The following is a 20,297-nucleotide window of genomic DNA, read 5'->3' on the forward strand; positions in this document are numbered from 1 at the left end:
GAGNANTTNTNCTCTNTNGAGAGCGGCGGACGGGTGAGTAATGCCTAGGAATCTGCCTGGTAGTGGGGGATAACGTTCGGAAACGGACGCTAATACCGCATACGTCCTACGGGAGAAAGCAGGGGACCTTCGGGCCTTGCGCTATCAGATGAGCCTAGGTCGGATTAGCTAGTTGGTGAGGTAATGGCTCACCAAGGCGACGATCCGTAACTGGTCTGAGAGGATGATCAGTCACACTGGAACTGAGACACGGTCCAGACTCCTACGGGAGGCAGCAGTGGGGAATATTGGACAATGGGCGAAAGCCTGATCCAGCCATGCCGCGTGTGTGAAGAAGGTCTTCGGATTGTAAAGCACTTTAAGTTGGGAGGAAGGGCATTTACCTAATACGTAAGTGTTTTGACGTTACCGACAGAATAAGCACCGGCTAACTCTGTGCCAGCAGCCGCGGTAATACAGAGGGTGCAAGCGTTAATCGGAATTACTGGGCGTAAAGCGCGCGTAGGTGGTTTGTTAAGTTGGATGTGAAATCCCCGGGCTCAACCTGGGAACTGCATTCAAAACTGACTGACTAGAGTATGGTAGAGGGTGGTGGAATTTCCTGTGTAGCGGTGAAATGCGTAGATATAGGAAGGAACACCAGTGGCGAAGGCGACCACCTGGACTAATACTGACACTGAGGTGCGAAAGCGTGGGGAGCAAACAGGATTAGATACCCTGGTAGTCCACGCCGTAAACGATGTCAACTAGCCGTTGGGAGCCTTGAGCTCTTAGTGGCGCAGCTAACGCATTAAGTTGACCGCCTGGGGAGTACGGCCGCAAGGTTAAAACTCAAATGAATTGACGGGGGCCCGCACAAGCGGTGGAGCATGTGGTTTAATTCGAAGCAACGCGAAGAACCTTACCAGGCCTTGACATCCAATGAACTTTCTAGAGATAGATTGGTGCCTTCGGGAACATTGAGACAGGTGCTGCATGGCTGTCGTCAGCTCGTGTCGTGAGATGTTGGGTTAAGTCCCGTAACGAGCGCAACCCTTGTCCTTAGTTACCAGCACGTAATGGTGGGCACTCTAAGGAGACTGCCGGTGACAAACCGGAGGAAGGTGGGGATGACGTCAAGTCATCATGGCCCTTACGGCCTGGGCTACACACGTGCTACAATGGTCGGTACAGAGGGTTGCCAAGCCGCGAGGTGGAGCTAATCCCACAAAACCGATCGTAGTCCGGATCGCAGTCTGCAACTCGACTGCGTGAAGTCGGAATCGCTAGTAATCGCGAATCAGAATGTCGCGGTGAATACGTTCCCGGGCCTTGTACACACCGCCCGTCACACCATGGGAGTGGGTTGCACCAGAAGTAGCTAGTCTAACCTTCGGGGGACGGTTACCACGGTGTGATTCATGACTGGGGTGAAGTCGTAACAAGGTAGCCGTAGGGGAACCTGCGGCTGGATCACCTCCTTAATCGACGACATCAGCTGCTCCATAAGTTCCCACACGAATTGCTTGATTCATTGAAGAAGTTGGAGCGCACCCCATGCTCTGTGGTAAAGAGCAGGGTGAGGTCGGCCTTAAAGCTCGAAATTGGGTCTGTAGCTCAGTTGGTTAGAGCGCACCCCTGATAAGGGTGAGGTCGGCAGTTCGAATCTGCCCAGACCCACCAATTTTGTTATGGGGCCATAGCTCAGCTGGGAGAGCGCCTGCCTTGCACGCAGGAGGTCAACGGTTCGATCCCGTTTGGCTCCACCATATAACTGCTTCTGCTGTTAGAGTTTAGAAATGAATATTCGGATGAATATTGATTTCTAGTCTTTGATTAGATCGTTCTTTAAAAATTTGGGTATGTGATAGAAAGATAGACTGAACGTTACTTTCACTGGTAACGGATCAGGCTAAGGTAAAATTTGTGAGTTACTCGTAATTGAGTATTATCGAATTTTCGGCGAATGTTGTCTTCACAGTATAACCAGATTGCTTGGGGTTATATGGTCAAGTGAAGAAGCGCATACGGTGGATGCCTTGGCAGTCAGAGGCGATGAAAGACGTGGTAGCCTGCGAAAAGCTTCGGGGAGTCGGCAAACAGACTTTGATCCGGAGATGTCTGAATGGGGGAACCCAGCCATCATAAGATGGTTACCTTACACTGAATACATAGGTGTATGGAGCGAACCAGGGGAACTGAAACATCTAAGTACCCTGAGGAAAAGAAATCAACCGAGATTCCCTTAGTAGTGGCGAGCGAACGGGGACTAGCCCTTAAGTGGCTTTGAGATTAGCGGAACGCTCTGGAAAGTGCGGCCATAGTGGGTGATAGCCCTGTACGCGAAAATCTCTTAGTCATGAAATCGAGTAGGACGGAGCACGAGAAACTTTGTCTGAATATGGGGGGACCATCCTCCAAGGCTAAATACTACTGACTGACCGATAGTGAACTAGTACCGTGAGGGAAAGGCGAAAAGAACCCCGGAGAGGGGAGTGAAATAGATCCTGAAACCGTATGCGTACAAGCAGTGGGAGCCCACTTTGTTGGGTGACTGCGTACCTTTTGTATAATGGGTCAGCGACTTATTTTCAGTGGCGAGCTTAACCGAATAGGGGAGGCGTAGCGAAAGCGAGTCTTAATAGGGCGTCTAGTCGCTGGGAATAGACCCGAAACCGGGCGATCTATCCATGGGCAGGTTGAAGGTTGGGTAACACTAACTGGAGGACCGAACCGACTACCGTTGAAAAGTTAGCGGATGACCTGTGGATCGGAGTGAAAGGCTAATCAAGCTCGGAGATAGCTGGTTCTCCTCGAAAGCTATTTAGGTAGCGCCTCATGTATCACTGTAGGGGGTAGAGCACTGTTTCGGCTAGGGGGTCATCCCGACTTACCAAACCGATGCAAACTCCGAATACCTACAAGTGCCGAGCATGGGAGACACACGGCGGGTGCTAACGTCCGTCGTGAAAAGGGAAACAACCCAGACCGTCAGCTAAGGTCCCAAAGTTATGGTTAAGTGGGAAACGATGTGGGAAGGCTTAGACAGCTAGGAGGTTGGCTTAGAAGCAGCCACCCTTTAAAGAAAGCGTAATAGCTCACTAGTCGAGTCGGCCTGCGCGGAAGATGTAACGGGGCTCAAACCATACACCGAAGCTACGGGTATCACGTAAGTGATGCGGTAGAGGAGCGTTCTGTAAGCCTGTGAAGGTGAGTTGAGAAGCTTGCTGGAGGTATCAGAAGTGCGAATGCTGACATGAGTAACGACAATGGGTGTGAAAAACACCCACGCCGAAAGACCAAGGTTTCCTGCGCAACGTTAATCGACGCAGGGTTAGTCGGTCCCTAAGGCGAGGCTGAAAAGCGTAGTCGATGGAAAACAGGTTAATATTCCTGTACTTCTGGTTATTGCGATGGAGGGACGGAGAAGGCTAGGCCAGCTTGGCGTTGGTTGTCCAAGTTTAAGGTGGTAGGCTGGAATCTTAGGTAAATCCGGGATTCTAAGGCCGAGAGCTGATGACGAGTNATCTTTTAGATGACGAAGTGGTTGATGCCATGCTTCCAAGAAAAGCTTCTAAGCTTCAGGTAACCAGGAACCGTACCCCAAACCGACACAGGTGGTTGGGTAGAGAATACCAAGGCGCTTGAGAGAACTCGGGTGAAGGAACTAGGCAAAATGGCACCGTAACTTCGGGAGAAGGTGCGCCGGTGAGGGTGAAGGACTTGCTCCGTAAGCTCATGCCGGTCGAAGATACCAGGCCGCTGCGACTGTTTATTAAAAACACAGCACTCTGCAAACACGAAAGTGGACGTATAGGGTGTGACGCCTGCCCGGTGCCGGAAGGTTAATTGATGGGGTTAGCTAACGCGAAGCTCTTGATCGAAGCCCCGGTAAACGGCGGCCGTAACTATAACGGTCCTAAGGTAGCGAAATTCCTTGTCGGGTAAGTTCCGACCTGCACGAATGGCGTAACGATGGCGGCGCTGTCTCCACCCGAGACTCAGTGAAATTGAAATCGCTGTGAAGATGCAGTGTATCCGCGGCTAGACGGAAAGACCCCGTGAACCTTTACTATAGCTTTGCACTGGACTTTGAATTTGCTTGTGTAGGATAGGTGGGAGGCTTTGAAGCGTGGACGCCAGTTCGCGTGGAGCCAACCTTGAAATACCACCCTGGCAACTTTGAGGTTCTAACTCAGGTCCGTTATCCGGATCGAGGACAGTGTATGGTGGGTAGTTTGACTGGGGCGGTCTCCTCCTAAAGAGTAACGGAGGAGTACGAAGGTGCGCTCAGACCGGTCGGAAATCGGTCGTAGAGTATAAAGGCAAAAGCGCGCTTGACTGCGAGACAGACACGTCGAGCAGGTACGAAAGTAGGTCTTAGTGATCCGGTGGTTCTGTATGGAAGGGCCATCGCTCAACGGATAAAAGGTACTCCGGGGATAACAGGCTGATACCGCCCAAGAGTTCATATCGACGGCGGTGTTTGGCACCTCGATGTCGGCTCATCACATCCTGGGGCTGAAGCCGGTCCCAAGGGTATGGCTGTTCGCCATTTAAAGTGGTACGCGAGCTGGGTTTAGAACGTCGTGAGACAGTTCGGTCCCTATCTGCCGTGGACGTTTGAGATTTGAGAGGGGCTGCTCCTAGTACGAGAGGACCGGAGTGGACGAACCTCTGGTGTTCCGGTTGTCACGCCAGTGGCATTGCCGGGTAGCTATGTTCGGAATAGATAACCGCTGAAAGCATCTAAGCGGGAAACTAGCCTCAAGATGAGATCTCACTGGGACCTTGAGTCCCCTGAAGGGCCGTCGAAGACTACGACGTTGATAGGTTGGGTGTGTAAGCGCTGTGAGGCGTTGAGCTAACCAATACTAATTGCCCGTGAGGCTTGACCATATAACACCCAAGCAATTTNCAAAGGCGAACGAGCACCAGATTGCGGTGTGTGAAGACGAAATGAACCGAAAGTTCGAAAGACTCACAAAACACCGAGATCTATCACATACCCATTCGCTGGAGCGTGCGCCGTAAGGCAAACGACCTGGCTACCGAATTTCTTGACGACCATAGAGCATTGGAACCACCTGATCCCATCCCGAACTCAGCAGTGAAACGATGCATCGCCGATGGTAGTGTGGGGTTTCCCCATGTGAGAGTAGGTCATCGTCAAGATTAAATTCCGAAACCCCTATCTGCGTATGCAGGTAGGGGTTTTGTTTTGTCCGCAGGAAAGTCTCCTCAAGTTACAACACAATTTTGCACAGTTATTTTCGACTCATGACACTAGAATAGGTCCAACTTTTTCGGAGCCAGAGCCCTTATGCCAGATCCGGTTGACGCCCCCGGGCTGTCAGAATTACCGCTGGACGACTTGGTGGCGTGCCATGAGTGTGACTTGCTGATGCGCAAGCCCGAACTCGCCCATGGCGAGAAAGCCCTGTGCCCGCGCTGCGGTTACGAACTCTACGCCCATCGGCACAACGTAGTGCAGCGCAGTCTCGCGTTGGTCATCGCCGCGCTGTTGTTGTACATCCCTGCGAACTTTTTACCGATCATGCAGCTCAATCTACTTGGGCAGTCGTCAGAGGACACCGTCTGGAGTGGCGTTGTCGGCCTGTTCGATACCGGCATGCAAGGTGTGGCGGTTGTCGTATTCCTGTGCAGCATGGGAATTCCCCTGCTCAAGCTGCTCTGCCAATTGGCCGTGCTGTTGAGCATCCGGTTTGATATCGGACGCAGCTATGGTTTGCTGCTTTACCGCATTTATCACCATCTACGGGACTGGGGGATGCTCGAGGTTTATCTCATGGGCGTACTGGTGGCGATCGTAAAACTGGCAGATATGGCAGCCATTACCGTAGGTCTTGGTTTGGCCTGCTTTATCAGTTTGTTGTTGGTCCAGGTCTGGCTGGAGGTCGTGATGTCGCCTCATCAGGTCTGGCAGGCTTTGTCAGGAGAGGATGATCATGCGGGCGATTGATGCAGGCATTCTGATTTGTACCGAATGCCACGAGTTGAACAAGCAGGAAGCCGACACCGACGAGCAGTCCTGCACCCGTTGCGGTGCGCTGGTGCACGCCCGTCGCCCGAACAGTGTCATACGGACCTGGGCGCTGCTGGTCACCGCAGCGATTCTCTATATCCCGGCCAATGTGCTGCCGATCATGACCGTCAGTTCATTGGGGCAGGGCGATCCCAGCACCATCATGTCCGGCGTTATCCAGCTGGTTCAACACGGCATGATTCCCATCGCCGCCGTGGTTTTTATCGCCAGTATTCTGGTACCCACTTTCAAGCTGGTGGGCATCGCGCTGCTGCTGTTTTCAGTACAACGCCGCCAGCCACTCTCGGCACGCCAACGAATCTGGATGTACCGCTTTATCGAGTTCATNGGCCGCTGGTCCATGCTGGATATCTTCGTGATCGCCATCCTGGTGGCGGTTGTTAACTTTGGGCGACTTGCCAGTGTCGAGGCCAATCTTGGCGCTGCAGCGTTCGCCAGTGTGGTGATCTTGACGATGCTTGCCGCAGTAACTTTTGATCCCCGACTGATTTGGGATAACACGGAGTCGGACGACGACCATGAGTGATTTGCCAAAAGCTAAAACCCGCCCAGCTTCCAANTGGTCTGCCATCTGGGTGTTGCCCCTGATCGCCTTGATCATCGGCGGCTGGCTCGGCTGGCGTGCCTACAGCGAAACTGGCATCGAAATACAGGTGCGTTTCGAAAGCGGAGAAGGCATTCAGGCCAACAAGACTGAAGTCGTCTACAAGGGTATGCCAGTCGGCAAGGTGAAAACCCTTAAGCTCGATGACGAAGGCAGCTCCAAAGGGGTGATCGCCACCGTCGAGATGAATAAGGACGTTGAGCAATACCTCAAGACGAGCACACGTTTCTGGCTGGTCAAACCCAGCGTGACCCTGGCCGGTATCACCGGACTGGAAACGCTGGTGTCCGGCAATTACGTGGCCATCAGCCCCGGCGAGGGCGAGCCTACCCGCAAGTTCAAGGCTCTGGCTGAAGAACCACCTCTCTCGGACTCCCAGCCCGGTCTGCATCTCACCATCAAGGCTGATCGTCTCGGTTCACTGAATCGTGGCAGTCCGGTGTTCTACAAACAGATCCAGGTCGGTCAGGTCAAAAGCTACCTGCTGTCCGAAGACCAGAGCACTGTCGAGATCAAGGTCTACATCGAGCCGACCTACGCCAATCTGGTGCGCAAACACACACGTTTCTGGAACGCCAGCGGCATCAGCATCGACGCCAACCTCTCCGGCGTAAAAGTGCGCAGCGAATCCCTCTCCAGCATCGTCGCCGGTGGTATAGCGTTCGCCACACCCGAGAATCGCAAGGACAGCCCGCCGACCGACCCGAGCCTGCCGTTTCGCCTCTACGAGGACTTCGACGCCGCCGCAGCCGGCATCAAGGTCAAGGTCAAGCTCACCGATTTCGAGGGCCTGCAAGCCGGGCGTACTCCGGTCATGTACAAAGGCATCCAGGTCGGTAGCCTGAAAACCCTGAAGATTGACCCGGACCTGTCCAGTGCCAACGCCGAGCTGACCCTCGATCCGCTCGCCGAAGACTACCTGGTACAGGACACCCAATTCTGGGTGGTCAAACCGTCCATCTCGCTGGCNGGNATCACCGGTCTCGAAGCCCTGGTCAAAGGTAACTACATCGCCATCCGCCCCGGCGACAAAGGCAGCGCACCACAACGTGAGTTCGTCGCCCGAGCCAAAGCGCCGCCGTTGGACCTGCGTTCCCCAGGCCTGCACATGGTGTTGTTCACGGACAACCTCGGCTCCCTGGAGGTCGGCAGCCCGATTCTCTACAAGCAGGTCAAGGTCGGTTCAGTCCAGAGCTATCAGTTTTCGCGTACCAAAAAACAGTTGGTGATCGGTGTTCACATCGAGAAGGAATACGAGAACCTGGTCAACGGCTCGACGCGTTTCTGGAATGCCAGCGGCGTCACGCTGACCGGCGGCCTCACCGGCGGAATCCAGGTCAAAAGCGAGTCGCTGCAAAGCCTGATGGCCGGCGGCATCGCCTTTGAAACACCGGAAGCCAAAGCCCCGCTGCAAAAGAAGATCCCGCGTTTCCGTCTGTTCGCTAACCATGACGAAGCCAATCAGAAAGGCACCGTGGTCACCATCAAGGTCGAGCGCGCCGATGGCTTGCGCAGCGGCACCCCCGTGAGATTCAAAGGCCTGGATGTCGGCAAGATCGAAGATGTCGACCTCAGTGATGACCTTCAATCGGTGATGCTCACCGCACGAATCACCGAAGTGCCGGAGCGCATTGCCCGGGTTGGCAGTCAGTTCTGGGTGGTCAAGCCTGAGCTGGGTTTGATGAAAACCTCAAACCTGGAAACCCTGGTGACCGGCCAATACATCGAAGTGCTGCCCGCCGCGAAGAATCTGGGTCCGCAGAAGAACTTCGTCGCCCTGGCCACACCACCGGAATCAGCCAGGCAAGAAGCCGGTTTGAGTCTGGTGTTGAGCGCCGCTCGCCGTGGTTCACTGAAAACCGGTGTGCCGGTGACGTACCGCGAGGTCACCGTGGGCAAAGTGACGGGTTATGAATTGGGCCAGACCGCTGACCGTGTGTTGGTGCACATTCTGATCGAGCCGAAATACGCGCCATTGGTGCGTGGTGGCAGTCGCTTCTGGAACACCAGCGGTTTTGGACTCGACTTCGGCCTGTTCAAAGGCGCGACGGTCCGTACCGAATCGCTGGAGACGCTGATTCAGGGCGGCATTGCCTTCGCCACCCCGGACGGCGATCGCATGGGCAGCCCGGCGCGGGCTGAGCAAACCTTCCCGCTGTTCGACAAGTTTGAAGATGAATGGCTGACCTGGGCGCCGAAGATTTCTATAGGCAAGTAGTTTATTGGCGTCTTTCATGGCGCCTTCGCGGGCAAGCCCGCTCCCACAGGGATGTATGGTGTCGCATAAACTGCATTGACACCGCAGATCCTGTGGGAGCGGGCTTGCTCGCGAAGAGGCCCTGAAGTCCACTACAAATCCCACGCTATGAAAAAGGCCGCGATCCATTGGATCGCGGCCTTTTTCGTATCTGACGGTTTAACTCAAACCGCATCCAGCTCCGGCTCGTCCGCTTCAACGTTAACGGTAGCCTTCACCGCATCGTGACGACGGATGTACTTCCAGTCCGCCTCGTCGATGTAGATGCCATTCGGCCCGCTGCCGCCTTCCAGGTCGATCGCCACCTGGGCGGACACCTGCGGCTTCACACTGGCCAGGATCGGCACAAAGCCCAGCTGCAAACTGGTTTCCAGCAGCGCCGCCTGGTTCTTCTCGTCGATGTCTGCCGCTTCATCGAGGTAGTACGGCAAGCGCACGCGACCGGCCTGGTCACGGTCCATCAAGTGCAGCAACAAGTACATGTTGGTCAGCGCCTTGATGGTCATCGTGGTGCCGTTTGAAGCCGCACCGTCGATGTCGGTGTGGATAACTGGCTGGCCATTGACCTTGGTGATCTCGAAGGCCAGTTCGAACAAGTCCTTGAGGCCGAGCTGGTTGTGGTTCGCCGCCACCAGCCGCGCCAGGTACTCCTTGGCTTCTTCGTTCTTGTTGTCCTGCTCGGCGCTCTGGCTGAGGTCGAACACCGACAAGGTTTCGCCTTCTTCATATTGACCGGCACTGTGGATGATCTGGTCGATATGCTTGAGGGCTTCCTTGTTCGGCGCCAGCACGATACGGAAGCTCTGCAGGTTGGAAACCTGGCGCTTGTTGATCTCGCGGTTGAACAAGGCCAGTTGGTGTTCCAGGCTGTCGTAGTCGCTGCGGATATTGCGCAGGGTCCGCGCGATATCGGTGACCGCCGCACGGCGCGCCTTGCCGAGGGTCAGGGCTTCGTCGGTGCGGTGTGCGTAAGCGTTGATCAGCAGTTGCAGGCGACGCTCCATGTCGTCTTCGCTGTCGAACTTGGCCACGCCCTTGAGACGAACCTGCGCGTAAAGCGCNTCGATCTGGCCATCGGCGCGCAGCAAACCTTGCCAGCTGTCCTGATAGTCGTTGAGCAACGGCAGCAAGTTGTCCATGGAGTCGTCGACCGGGTCCATGAACGGAGTGCCGAACGGCAGGTCTGCCGGCAACAGCTGACGGCGGCGCAGGGCGTCGTCGAGGGTGCGCTGCTTGGCTTCCATGTCGCCGATCTGACGCCCGACCAATTGCAGCTTGGCCGACAGCTGTTGGACGCGCTCGGTAAACGCATCGCTGGAGCGCTTGAGTTCATCCTGCGCCGCTTCCATCTGCGCCAGGTTTTCCAGTTTCTCGCCTTCCTCGGCACTCAGGGTTTGCGCGCGGCGGAAATCTTCCAAAGCCTTCTGCGCATCCAGCACTTGCTGGTACAGCGCTTCGGTCTGCGTCTTGCTCGCCGCCCGGTCAGAGGCTACGGCCTGTTGGGTCTTGAGCTGCTTGAGTTCTTTCTCCAGGCGGTCTTTCTGGTCGCGCAATGCCGCGCGATCCGCCAGCGCCTGTAATGCAGGTGGTTCGATGTGGGAGATGTCGATGGACAGCCCCGGTACTTCAAAACGCTCGCCTTTGAAGCCGTCGAGAATCTGCTCCAGGGATTTGACCCACTGGCCGTCCTCATCCAGCGTGATGCCGTGTTCGCCCAATGGCAGGCTGAACAACGAACTGTTGAACAGACGCATCAGGCGCTCGACGTCCTGCTGTGAGAATTCTTCGCGCAGTTTGGCGTAGCTGTTGTTGTCCGCGTGGTCGAGCTGCTGCTTGACCGACTTCAGGCGTTTTTCCAGGTCGCGCAAACGCTCGTCCAAATCCTCGGCGCTGAACTGCCGCGACTGCGCCAGGGCACCGGCCAGTTCGTCGTGCGCGTCCTTGGCCGCGAGCAGTTGTTGCTCCAGCACTTTGACGTCATCGACCAAAGCGAAGCGATTCTTCAGTNCCGACAGCTCGCCCAGCCAACGCTGGATGCCGCTGATTTCCCGCTCCAGGCGCATCAGCTCCTGGGTGCCCCCACGTTGATCGTTTTGCAGCGCGTCCTGCTCGTTGCGGTAGTGCTCGGCCTGGATCGTCAGTTCTTCCTTGCGCGCACTGGCGTAGTCCGACCAAGTGCCGAGCAGCGAGTCCAGCAGCGGCGACAGGCGATGCAGTTTGCCGCGCAGGATATTGCGCTGAGTCACGCCGGCTGCAAGGGCTTCAACCAACGGGCCGGCAGTGACCAGCGAGTTGTAGTCCTGCTCCATGCGGCGTACATCGCGGAACGCTTCTTCGCACGCAGCGATGTAATCGACNCTGCCGGAACGCAGGCTGTGTTCGAAAGCATCCAGGAACAGTTGCTTGAGCTTGGCCGCGGTGATTTCGCGCATGTGCAGCAGGTTGATAAACAGCGCGCGGAAGGTCTTCAGGCTCTGTTCGCTGGTGGAGCGCAGCGGAATCAGGGTCAGGTCCAGCGGCACCGACGTGTGGCCGCCTACCAGCAAGCGGCGCAGTTCATCCGGCTTGAGTTCGTAGGCTTTCAGGCCTTCGCGTTCAAGGTTGGTGAACAGCTCTTTCTGGCGCAGGCAGGTGTCGTTTTTCTGGTAGTGGGCCAGGTCCAGCTTGCCCGCATAGGCAAAGAACTGGTGACCGAAACCACCGCCCGGGCCGCGCCCGACCACGCCGATCACGTGCGGGCCGTGGGGCAGCGAAACTTCCACCAGGATGTAGCTGGTGTCGGTCGCAAAGTAGAACCGCCGCGATTGCTCCAGGGTGTACTTGCCAAAACTCATGTCCGACATGCGTGCCAGAATCGGGAACTGCAGGGCGTTGATCGAAGCGGATTTACCCAGGTTGTTCGCGCCGTACACCGACAGCGGCTCTTCCAGTGGGAACAAACCCAGGCTGTAACCGGCGGTGTTCAATAGGGCGAAGCGGCGGATGCCGTAGCGTTCCTTACTCATGCGTCGGTCTCCTGTTCTTCGGCAATGGCACGGGCCAGGGCGTCTTCTTCGCTTTCTTCCGAGAAGTCACTCAGGTCGAGGGGNTCATCGGTTTGCAGCAATTTTTCGTCGCTGTCGTCGTCGATCAACACCGGGACTGGCAGAGGCANCACGCTGTGCACGCTGGCGGCAAGGTCGCGGTCCTGCTGCACCGAGAGGCACACATCGAGGAATCGGTGCATCGGCGGCAGGAAGCGATAGATGCCGTTGTCCTCGCTGGCAAAACCCAGCTGGGTCATGCGGCGCATGATTTTTTCTTCGAGCTCTTCCTGGGTCTGCACTTCGGCCTGGATAAACAGGTCGCGGTACTTCTCCAGCAACGACGGCAATTCATCGCGGCCCAGGCTGCCACCGTCGAGCACAGCGATCGGGTCGCGGCCCTGGTCGGCCAAATGCTCGACGATGATGAAGGTGAACAACGCCAGGCGCTGGGCGGTCTTGTTCACCTGCGCANTGGCNGAGTCCGGCACGAAGTAGTAGAAACCGCGCGTATCGCATACCAGCTCGAAGCCCAGGGCCTTGAACAGCGTGCGGTACTGGTCCTGGAAGTTCGACAGTTGCGCATACAGCTCGGGGTCACGGCGGCTGACGTGATAACCCTTGAACAGCTCGCGAAAGATCGGCGCCAGCTGGGACAGTTCGGATAGATCAAGATGCATAAGGGGTGCTCGCAGAATTCTCGACGGCGTCAGTGCCAGCCGGGAGCAGGGCGAATGAGCGCAGGCTGACCTGGTGCTCGTGTGTGTGGTAGTCGCGGCGTTCCAGGCGTTCGCGCTTGAAACGTTTCTCGCGTGAGAGTCGCGAGAACCAGTACAGCAATTCGTCGGTGGCTCCGTCCGGCTCCTGCTCCAGCAGCCAGGTCATCAGGTCCGGCATCGGCAACGCGTCTTCGCAGCGTTCGAGCATTTCGCGAACCGTGCGCGGTGCACGCTGGGCTTCGCCCTTGTGGGATTTGTGCGCCTTGGGGAACCGCGCCGGTTTCGGCTCGAAATTCGCCAGGGCATACACATACGCTTCGACCTGGCTGGCGCTGCCGAGGAAGGTGCTTTGTGGCCGGGTGAACATCGGCATTGCTGCCTGTGGCACCGCGTCCAGGCCTTTACGGCGGATGGCCGATAGCGCCAACGCCGCGCCACGGGTCACGGCATTGTGCCGACGCGCTTCTTCACGCAACGGCAACAGCAGTTCGCGGGCATGACGCAAGGTCAACTGGGCACTGGTCTGCATTTCGAGGATGCGCGCGTGGGTGCGCAACAGCATGTCGTCGTCGACCAGGTGGCCGAGGCGCTGTTGCTCGGTCAGCATGCGCAACAGCACGTTTTCGACCTTGCGCACGCCTTGTTCGAAGGCGCCGTCGGCGTTCACCAGTTGGATCATCGGTTCGACGTATTCGTCCCAGGTTGCCAATACCTCGGCATAACGCTGGCGCAACGGGATCTGGCGGTCGCTGGTCTTGGCGCGGTCGGCCACGGCAGCGAGGGCCTGTTCGTCGTTGGCGAGTTTTTTCAGCACATCGCGGACGCGCATATCCAGCAGGCGCAGTTGACGGGCCAGGTCGTGGCCGTCACGGATGTCGAAGGCGTCCTGGATGTAGCCGGCCAGGCGCTCGAGGTGGCGCAGGTAGGCTTCGATTTCCAGGCACAGGCCAAGCCGGTGCTCNTTGCGAAGATACGCCAGGAAGTCGTGGATCTGTGCATTGAGCTCGAAACGGTTCGGGCTCTTGGCGACAGGCACCAGGATATCCAGGCGAATCCACACGTCCAGCAGGCTGGTGATGTCCTGGGGCGTGCTGTCCAGTTGNTGGGCGGCCAACTGTGAACGCAGTTCGTTGAGGCTCAATGTGCCTTGGTCGAAGTGCTCGCACAGTGGCTCCAGAAGTGCCCAGTGTTCAGCGAGGGCGCGCAGGACGCGCTTGGGTTCGATCATGGGAATGGCCGGCTGGTTGGCGATTAAAAGCCGCGATTGTACTGCATCAGGACCGATGCGATTCACTCTCGGGACGGGCTGTAGCTGTTTCTAAGGGAAAGAGTATCGATCAAGCGCGGGCGATCTTGAGCGAAGGGCGGTAGAATCAGCGCACTTTAGTTATCCACAAGTGGCCGACCTTTGCTAATCGAGTCCCGACGTCGCGCTTACTTGACCGCCATGCAGGTGGTCAACTGGCTGCCGCGCACCGAATTGCCCTTTGCTGCGCCCTCGCGTCCCGAGCTGCTGGAGGTGCCGGAACCGCTGGTCGTCGCGCCGGTGGTGCCTGCTTCTGCGCCAGCGCCTGCCGCCAACGCCGCCGCTGCGCCGGTAGTGACGCCGACGGAACGGGTGAAAATCGAGGTGCCGCGCCCCTCGTTGGCCAGCACGCGCACGAACGCCAAGGTCGAAGAAGAGGCCGCGCCGGTCGTCGCCAAGGCTGTGCAAGTGCCGCCACCGCGTTTTTCCCTGCAGTTGCTGAGGGCTGGGCGTTGCCTGCTGCTGGTCGAGTTACCCACAGGCGAAACGTTCCAGACCCGCGACCCGGCCTACATGCTGCTCAAGGACATGCTGCGCGCCGCCGGCCTGCCCGACAGCCCGCAGATCGTCGGCGACCCGGTGCGCTGGCCGCTGCTGGTGCGTGGCACCATGGACCAGGGCCCGGAAGCCGCGCGGGATTTTGTACAAGGTTTTGTGTCGGCGCGCCTGGAAGACGCTCCGTGCGTCTGCGTGTGGCTGATCGGCCTGCCAGCGGTGCGTTTTGCCGGTGAAGCGAACGCCGAATCCTTCAACCGTGAACTCCAGGTCGAAGGCCTGGGCTCGGTTTGGGCCCTGCCGGGCCTGGAATTATTAATGGAAGAGCCACAGCGTAAGGCTGATGTCTGGCAAGCCATGCGCCGGCTGATGGCGCGCTGGAAAAGTACCGATGAGTGAAGCTTTATCCTTTCGCCCGATGACCGAGGCGGACCTCGACGCTGTACTGAAGATTGAATACGCGGCGTTCAGCCATCCCTGGACCCGCGGGATTTTTCTCGATGGGCTGGGCAAGTACCAGATCTGGCTGATGTTCGAGGGCGAGCAGCAGGTCGGGCACGGCGTGGTGCAGATCATTCTGGATGAAGCGCATCTGCTCAACATCACCGTCAAGCCCGAGAATCAGGGTCGTGGCCTGGGGTTGACGCTGCTGGAACATTTGATGTCCCGGGCGTATGACGCCAAGGCGCGGGAGTGTTTTCTGGAAGTGCGCGACAGCAACCGTGGCGCGTTCAGGTTGTATGAGCGTTACGGGTTTAACGAGATTGGGCGTCGTCGGGATTATTACCCTGCCGTTGGTGGGCGAGAAGATGCCGTGGTCATGGCCTGCACCTTGGTTGACTGAGTCGCTTTAAAAGCATCGCGGGCAAGCCTGCTCCCACAGTGGATCGGCGNNNGACACAAAAACCTGTGAGAGCGGGCTTGCCCGCGAAGGCGTCCTGACTGACATCACCGATTACCGATTACCGATTACCGATTACCATCCATCGGATCCTTCCGCGCCAGTTCCTCTTCATCCAGCCCATTTCCCCCGCCAATATCGTCTTCATCGACAATGCTCAAATCCCAATCCGCCTGATTGCCTTCACCGGCCTCATGGGCATCCCGCGCACCGTCTTCACGAATCAGCGTTTCCGGGCTCATGTCATCATCGGTAGACTCATGGTCATCGGTCGAGGCCCCCGTCATGCCCGCTTCACGCACACGCTCCCGAGGCATCAGCCGTTCGCGCTCGTTTTCCGGCAGTTCGTCGCCAATTTTCGCGCTGGGTTCTGCCTCGTCGAAATCCAGCTCGTGCATCGAACCCATGCGGTCTTCGTTGTCGTCGATGGGCTCGGGTTGCACCGCATCGAAAGGACGTCGTGAATCAGTCATGGCAATTCCTCATACTGTGGGCCTTACTACGGTGGACCCACCGAACCCCTGAGAATTCCACCGGCACTACTTGCATCAAGCGCGTGACCCCGACGGGCGGTTGTCTGTCAAACCAGCGCATCATTCTTGAGGCTTTACAGCATGAACGAATTACAAGACCTGCTTGATAACAACGAACGCTGGGCGGATGCGATCAAACAGGAAGATCCCGAATTCTTCGCCAAGCTGGCTCGCCAACANACCCCGGAATACCTGTGGATCGGCTGCTCCGACGCCCGTGTACCGGCCAACGAAATCGTCGGCATGCTGCCCGGTGATCTGTTTGTGCACCGCAACGTGGCCAACGTGGTATTGCACACCGACCTTAATTGCCTGTCGGTGATCCAGTACGCGGTCGACGTGCTCAAGGTCAAACATATCCTCGTGACTGGCCACTACGGCTGCGGCGGCGTGCGGGCTTCGATGCAAGATCGCCAATTGGGCCTGATCGATGGCTGGCTGCGCACCATTCGTGACCTCTACTACGAAAACCGCGAACTGTTGGCCCAGTTGCCGACCGAAGAAGAACGCGTCGACCGCCTTTGCGAGCTGAACGTGATTCAGCAGGTGGCCAACGTGGGTCACACCAGCATTGTGCAAAACGCCTGGCACCGTGGGCAGAGCCTGTCGATCCATGGCTGTATCTATGGCATCAAGGATGGTCGCTGGAAGAGCCTGAACACGACCATCAGCGGTTTTGAGCAATTGCCGCCGCAGTACCGACTGCGTCCGGTCGAAACGCTGTAAAACGGTTCAACAGAGGCTGCGCCGACGCCAGTGGTGGAAATACAACTGGCCGTCGGCGTTCGGCGATTCGTCGTAGCCGCAGATCCAGCCTCGACACGACGGGGACCCGCACTGACAGGCGAACTGGCGCAGCAGTTTATCTTCGGTCGTGGCGTAATCCATCGTCAGGGTGTCGCCTTTCTTAATATCCGTCAGTGCCCACAACCAAAGTTCGCTCATGTCGAAAAAGACATTGGCGTCGCAAGAGTGACTCAGCAGCCCGCTGAAGTGTGGGTCGTAGACGTGGATACCAGGCGCCAGTTGCCGGGTATGTCGATGGCGATAAGGCAGGAGATGCCCCGACACGCGGCAGATTCGGCTGATCTGTGGAAATTCGCGCAGAGCTACGATGGCCACCGCCAATCCATTCGCGTTGTAGATAATCTCGAAATCGACCCGTGAGGGGAATCCAAGGCTCAGCGGTAGCTCCGGGAAGGGATAGATTCCATCGGGAGGTTGCGTTGTTTGTCTATGCAGGGGATGAGGTTTCATAACAATCCTTGTCGGCAGCGCGTTGCGACTTCCCAGACTGACGTCCTGTCAGCCTGCAGCACTGGGGTTTACCTCAAGATCTCGCAAATGATACGACGGGTCTACTGTCAGAACTGACAGGAGGAAAGCGCGCTTTTGCGCGTAAGCCTTCGCTCACGCGCAAAAGTGCAAAGCCGATTACAGCGCAGGTGCCGGAGCCGCTGTCACAGGTGCCGGGGCTTGCAGCTGTTTGAGCTCAGACTGGATCGGCGTCGTCGCGCACTTGGCCACGGCTTGTTCAGGCGTCAGGTTGCGGATCGAGGTGTAGAACAGCTCGCAGGTTTTTTCTTTCTGGGTCACTTGCCACGTCTGTGTACAGCCTTTCAGCTGAACGGTCGGGTCAGTCCCGGGTTTGCTGCCCATACCGGCCTGCCAGCAGGCGGCGCTCAAATCCTGGCCCATGACTTTCAGGCCCGCGGCGTCGGCCTTGGCCTGAGCATCGTCGCCGGTGTAGCTCTCCGGGTTGGCGGCGTACCAGATGTAGCTTGGGTGGTTGGAGCCCAGCACCGGCACTTTCACCCCGGCGCTCGGGCTGATCGTGGCCAGACCCAGCACGTTCACGGTCGGCCCGTATTGCTGCTTGATCCAGTTACGCACCGGCGCGCCGAACGCGACCATCGGCAATGCGGCACCGCGAGCGTTCTGGCTGACTTCCTTGACCATGGTGGTCTGGTAGTCCTTGAAGTAGTCGTAGACGCCTTCCAGATCCTTGCCCGCACTGGCCGGCGCCGCAATCGGCGCGATATCAATGATGGTCTGGTAACCCGGCGTCTGATCGGCGGGGATACCGTTGTCCGTCAGCAGCGTGGCCCAGCGATCCGTGGTNGCCGATTCCAGGTAATCCTGGGCCTGGGTCAGCGAATAGTCCGGCGGGAAGTGCAGCAGTTCGATGCTCTTGCGATTTTCCAGGGCCATGCCCAGCGGCAGGAACAGGTACCAGTTGTAAGCCCACTTGCCATCTACGTTGAGCTTTTTGGCACCCGTATAGGCCAGATCACCGGCATTGAGCAGCGCGGCCAACGGTTTTTCGTAACCCTTCGGCACGCCGCTGATGTCGGCGTAGAGCTGACCGTTATCGGTTTTGACTCGCACTTTCGCGGTGCTGTAGCCATCGCGCTGCACGCTTTGGGTCAGGTAGTGCTCGACGGTTTGCTCAAGCGTCCAGTTACGGAAGCAGATCACGTTGCAATTGTTGGGATAGGCGAATAGCCGGGTGACGCGTTCGGTGCTGCCCAGCTTCAGATCGACATCGGCGTGGGCGGCGGCACTCAGGGTGAGGGCCGCGAGGGTAAGTCCTGTCAGTTTGAACATGCTCAGATCCTTTTCAGCGTGGGTCCGCGTTGATCGCGGGCGATAGTTACTTAAGCAGATCGGCCGGCAATCGCTCACCTGAACATCAAATGCGTGAGGTGATACTCCGGGAAATACATCCGGCGCACGAAGATGACGCCGACCATCACCAGCAAAAACACCAACTGCAACGGACTGAAGTGCGTCCAATGCAGCGCGGTCAGCCATGGACGCCGGGCGGCCAGTTCAGGCGCGAGCTGACCGATTCGGCGCTTGTGCAATAGACCGATCAGCATGAAACCGACATAAGTCGCCATGCCCGGCCAACCCAAGAGAAGCCCAAACAGCAGCGTGAGGACGGCTTGCGGAACACCGTGTCGCATCACTAGCCAGCGGGTATCCGGGTTCCAGTGTCGGGGGACCAGTCCTTCGGTCAGCCACAGGTCCTGGACAATGACATGCGAGACGATCGGAACCCACCAGCTCATGGCGAAACGGAGGAACCAGACCGGCACGCATGCGAATGCAAACGGGATGAATATCATCGGGATGCTTATGCTGAAACCCTTGGATTTGTATTCAGTCGGGAAATAAAACAAAAACAGCGCCAGCGCGATGCCCGCCCAGACGCGCACCCAGGTTTCGTCGGCGATCGGGCGCGGCAGGAAACGTCGCCAGTGAAAAACATCGGCGTGGGGCAGCCTTAAACGCAATTCCGGGTAACGCCACTTAAGGGTTTGCGCTAGGTCATGACAGGCCTGCCACTCGTTCTGGCCAAAGCCGTCGATCATTTTCTTCTGTTGCCCGGGCTTCATCGGGTTCATCAGCAAATGGGCGGCCTGAACGTCAGCGGCCCAGGTCCGGCTGTCTTGCGCCTTGGCCTGCAGGCTTGCGTAGAAGCTTTCCTGATTGCAGCGCTCGATCAGTGCCTGCCAGAGCGACGCCGGTTCAGGATGAATGCCTTTTTTTTCGTCCCAGCCAAACACCTGACCGACGCGGTCGAACAGCGGCAGGCTCCATTCGGTGTCGTTGAACAGTTGCAGGAGGATTCGCTGCCACTCCTGACGTCGATCGAACACCTGCAGCCAAGGTTGTGCGGTGTAGCTTTTGAGCAGGGAGAGAAAGTCACGTTCTTTCTTGTCTTCGAGCAACTCCTGCAGCGCCTGCCGATAATCTTGCAGCAAACCACTGGCCAGAGCGTCTTGCTGCCAATCGGTCATTTCGACGTTTTGCCAGGGCGCGAGCCAATCGAGGTGCTGGACCGCCCAGGCGGCAATCGAATTGCGCAGGCCCGGATGATCGAAGCACAACGCCAGCAACGACTGCTCAAACGCCTTGGCGCAGTGCTGTTGTTGCGCCTGCGCCCAACGCTCGGACAGATTCTGCTCGGAGAGCCCGTCGAGCAAGGCACGCGCTGCCAGTTCGTCCGGCGCAGCAACCGGTTCGTGCAGGGGCTCGGGGTTGGACGGTGCAAGGTTCAGCGAGCGGAGAGGGGGCGGGCTTTCAAGGTTCAAGGGCCGAAGTGGAGGCGGACTTTGAAGGCTCAACGCACGCACGTCGAGCACATCGGACCCTGCCTGGAGGTCGGTGTGATTGGGCTTTTCGACAACGTCGGCCATTGCGACTTCACGTTCTTCGGCGGCGTTTTCGGCCCGCCATTGCGCCACACTCAGCGCCTCCTCATAAGCCTCGCGCACACGCTGAAAGCCTTCGGGATCTTCATCGGGGCGGAAGGTTTTCAGCAGCCGCGCGTAGCTTCTTTTGATAGTGCGCGCATCAGCGTCTTCGGGCAGTTCCAGCACAGACCAGCAATCCATGTTGCCGCTC

At 57.6% G+C, this 20,297-nt stretch carries 13 protein-coding genes, 2 tRNA genes and 3 rRNA genes; 11 read left to right on the forward strand and 7 right to left on the reverse strand.

What is annotated here, in order from left to right; all coding sequences use genetic code 11:
• The 8 genes from B7L09_RS22065 to B7L09_RS22100 form a co-directional block, all read left to right on the forward strand.
• A 16S ribosomal RNA gene (locus tag B7L09_RS22065) occupies nt 1-1,463 on the forward strand; the annotation flags it as partial.
• Between the two features lie 122 nt (nt 1,464-1,585).
• A tRNA-Ile gene (locus tag B7L09_RS22070) sits at nt 1,586-1,662 on the forward strand.
• 10 nt (nt 1,663-1,672) lie between these two features.
• Nucleotides 1,673-1,748, forward strand: a tRNA-Ala gene (locus B7L09_RS22075).
• A gap of 238 nt (nt 1,749-1,986) precedes the next feature.
• Nucleotides 1,987-4,878 (forward strand): 23S ribosomal RNA (locus tag B7L09_RS22080).
• A 160-nt stretch (nt 4,879-5,038) separates the two neighbouring features.
• Nucleotides 5,039-5,154: ribosomal RNA gene (gene rrf, locus B7L09_RS22085) — 5S ribosomal RNA — on the forward strand.
• A gap of 148 nt (nt 5,155-5,302) precedes the next feature.
• Nucleotides 5,303-5,962: a paraquat-inducible protein A gene (locus tag B7L09_RS22090; RefSeq protein ID WP_094470635.1), complete on the forward strand. Its 660-nt coding sequence runs from the start codon at nt 5,303-5,305 to the stop codon at nt 5,960-5,962.
• Complete coding sequence (locus tag B7L09_RS22095; RefSeq protein ID WP_094470636.1) at nt 5,949-6,572, forward strand: paraquat-inducible protein A; 624 nt, start codon at nt 5,949-5,951, stop codon at nt 6,570-6,572. Before B7L09_RS22090 ends, B7L09_RS22095 begins: the two co-directional genes overlap by 14 nt.
• Complete coding sequence (locus B7L09_RS22100; protein WP_094470637.1) at nt 6,565-8,868, forward strand: PqiB family protein; 2,304 nt, start codon at nt 6,565-6,567, stop codon at nt 8,866-8,868. The genes B7L09_RS22095 and B7L09_RS22100 overlap by 8 nt, the downstream gene beginning before the upstream one ends.
• Before the next feature lie 203 nt (nt 8,869-9,071).
• Here the strand turns inward: B7L09_RS22100 and mksF are convergent, their stop codons facing one another.
• From mksF to mksB, 3 genes are all read right to left on the reverse strand, one after another.
• Nucleotides 9,072-11,912 carry an Mks condensin complex protein MksF gene (gene mksF, locus B7L09_RS22105; RefSeq protein ID WP_094470638.1) on the reverse strand — a complete coding sequence of 947 codons (2,841 nt, stop codon included), beginning with the start codon at nt 11,910-11,912 and terminating at the stop codon, nt 9,072-9,074.
• On the reverse strand, nt 11,909-12,610 hold the full coding sequence (gene mksE / locus B7L09_RS22110) for an Mks condensin complex protein MksE (RefSeq protein ID WP_094470639.1): 702 nt from the start codon (nt 12,608-12,610) through the stop codon (nt 11,909-11,911). Before mksE ends, mksF begins: the two co-directional genes overlap by 4 nt.
• On the reverse strand, nt 12,600-13,877 hold the full coding sequence (gene mksB, locus B7L09_RS22115) for an Mks condensin complex protein MksB (protein WP_094470640.1): 1,278 nt from the start codon (nt 13,875-13,877) through the stop codon (nt 12,600-12,602). The genes mksE and mksB overlap by 11 nt, the downstream gene beginning before the upstream one ends.
• 219 nt (nt 13,878-14,096) lie before the next feature.
• On the opposite strand from mksB, the gene B7L09_RS22120 reads away from it, so the two are divergent.
• Together B7L09_RS22120 and rimI are read left to right on the forward strand one after the other, a co-directional pair.
• Nucleotides 14,097-14,849: an energy transducer TonB gene (locus B7L09_RS22120; protein WP_094470641.1), complete on the forward strand. Its 753-nt coding sequence runs from the start codon at nt 14,097-14,099 to the stop codon at nt 14,847-14,849.
• Nucleotides 14,842-15,294, forward strand: coding sequence for a ribosomal protein S18-alanine N-acetyltransferase (rimI, locus tag B7L09_RS22125; RefSeq protein WP_094470642.1), 453 nt, complete (start codon nt 14,842-14,844; stop codon nt 15,292-15,294). The genes B7L09_RS22120 and rimI overlap by 8 nt, the downstream gene beginning before the upstream one ends.
• Before the next feature lie 125 nt (nt 15,295-15,419).
• On the opposite strand, the gene B7L09_RS22130 is transcribed toward rimI, so the two are convergent.
• Nucleotides 15,420-15,824: a serine kinase/phosphatase gene (locus B7L09_RS22130; protein ID WP_094470643.1), complete on the reverse strand. Its 405-nt coding sequence runs from the start codon at nt 15,822-15,824 to the stop codon at nt 15,420-15,422.
• A 141-nt stretch (nt 15,825-15,965) separates the two neighbouring features.
• Between B7L09_RS22130 and can the strand changes: the two genes are divergently transcribed.
• Entirely contained in the window at nt 15,966-16,610 is a 645-nt protein-coding gene (can, locus tag B7L09_RS22135; protein ID WP_094470644.1) for a carbonate dehydratase, read from the forward strand.
• A gap of 6 nt (nt 16,611-16,616) precedes the next feature.
• On the opposite strand, the gene B7L09_RS22140 is transcribed toward can, so the two are convergent.
• The 3 genes from B7L09_RS22140 to B7L09_RS22150 form a co-directional block, all read right to left on the reverse strand.
• Complete coding sequence (locus tag B7L09_RS22140; RefSeq protein WP_094470645.1) at nt 16,617-17,141, reverse strand: SET domain-containing protein-lysine N-methyltransferase; 525 nt, start codon at nt 17,139-17,141, stop codon at nt 16,617-16,619.
• Nucleotides 17,142-17,318: 177 nt separating this feature from the next.
• Entirely contained in the window at nt 17,319-18,491 is a 1,173-nt protein-coding gene (locus B7L09_RS22145; protein WP_094470646.1) for a hypothetical protein, read from the reverse strand.
• 74 nt (nt 18,492-18,565) lie between these two features.
• Nucleotides 18,566-20,287 carry a J domain-containing protein gene (locus B7L09_RS22150; RefSeq protein ID WP_094470647.1) on the reverse strand — a complete coding sequence of 574 codons (1,722 nt, stop codon included), beginning with the start codon at nt 20,285-20,287 and terminating at the stop codon, nt 18,566-18,568.
• Nucleotides 20,288-20,297 lie beyond the last annotated feature (10 nt).

It is taken from the genome of Pseudomonas mandelii, assembly GCF_002251635.1.
GTDB lineage: Bacteria > Pseudomonadota > Gammaproteobacteria > Pseudomonadales > Pseudomonadaceae > Aquipseudomonas > Aquipseudomonas mandelii_B.

What these genes read in the sequence shown, in the direction of transcription:
- B7L09_RS22090 (WP_094470635.1), top strand. Translation starts at nt 5,303, where the DNA reads ATGCCAGATCCGGTTGACGCCCCCGGGCTGTCAGAATTACCGCTGGAC.
- B7L09_RS22120 (WP_094470641.1), top strand. Translation starts at nt 14,097, where the DNA reads ATGCAGGTGGTCAACTGGCTGCCGCGCACCGAATTGCCCTTTGCTGCG.
- rimI (WP_094470642.1), top strand. Translation starts at nt 14,842, where the DNA reads ATGAGTGAAGCTTTATCCTTTCGCCCGATGACCGAGGCGGACCTCGAC.
- B7L09_RS22130 (WP_094470643.1), bottom strand. Translation starts at nt 15,824, where the DNA reads ATGACTGATTCACGACGTCCTTTCGATGCGGTGCAACCCGAGCCCATC.
- B7L09_RS22140 (WP_094470645.1), bottom strand. Translation starts at nt 17,141, where the DNA reads ATGAAACCTCATCCCCTGCATAGACAAACAACGCAACCTCCCGATGGA.
- B7L09_RS22150 (WP_094470647.1), bottom strand. Translation starts at nt 20,287, where the DNA reads ATGGATTGCTGGTCTGTGCTGGAACTGCCCGAAGACGCTGATGCGCGC.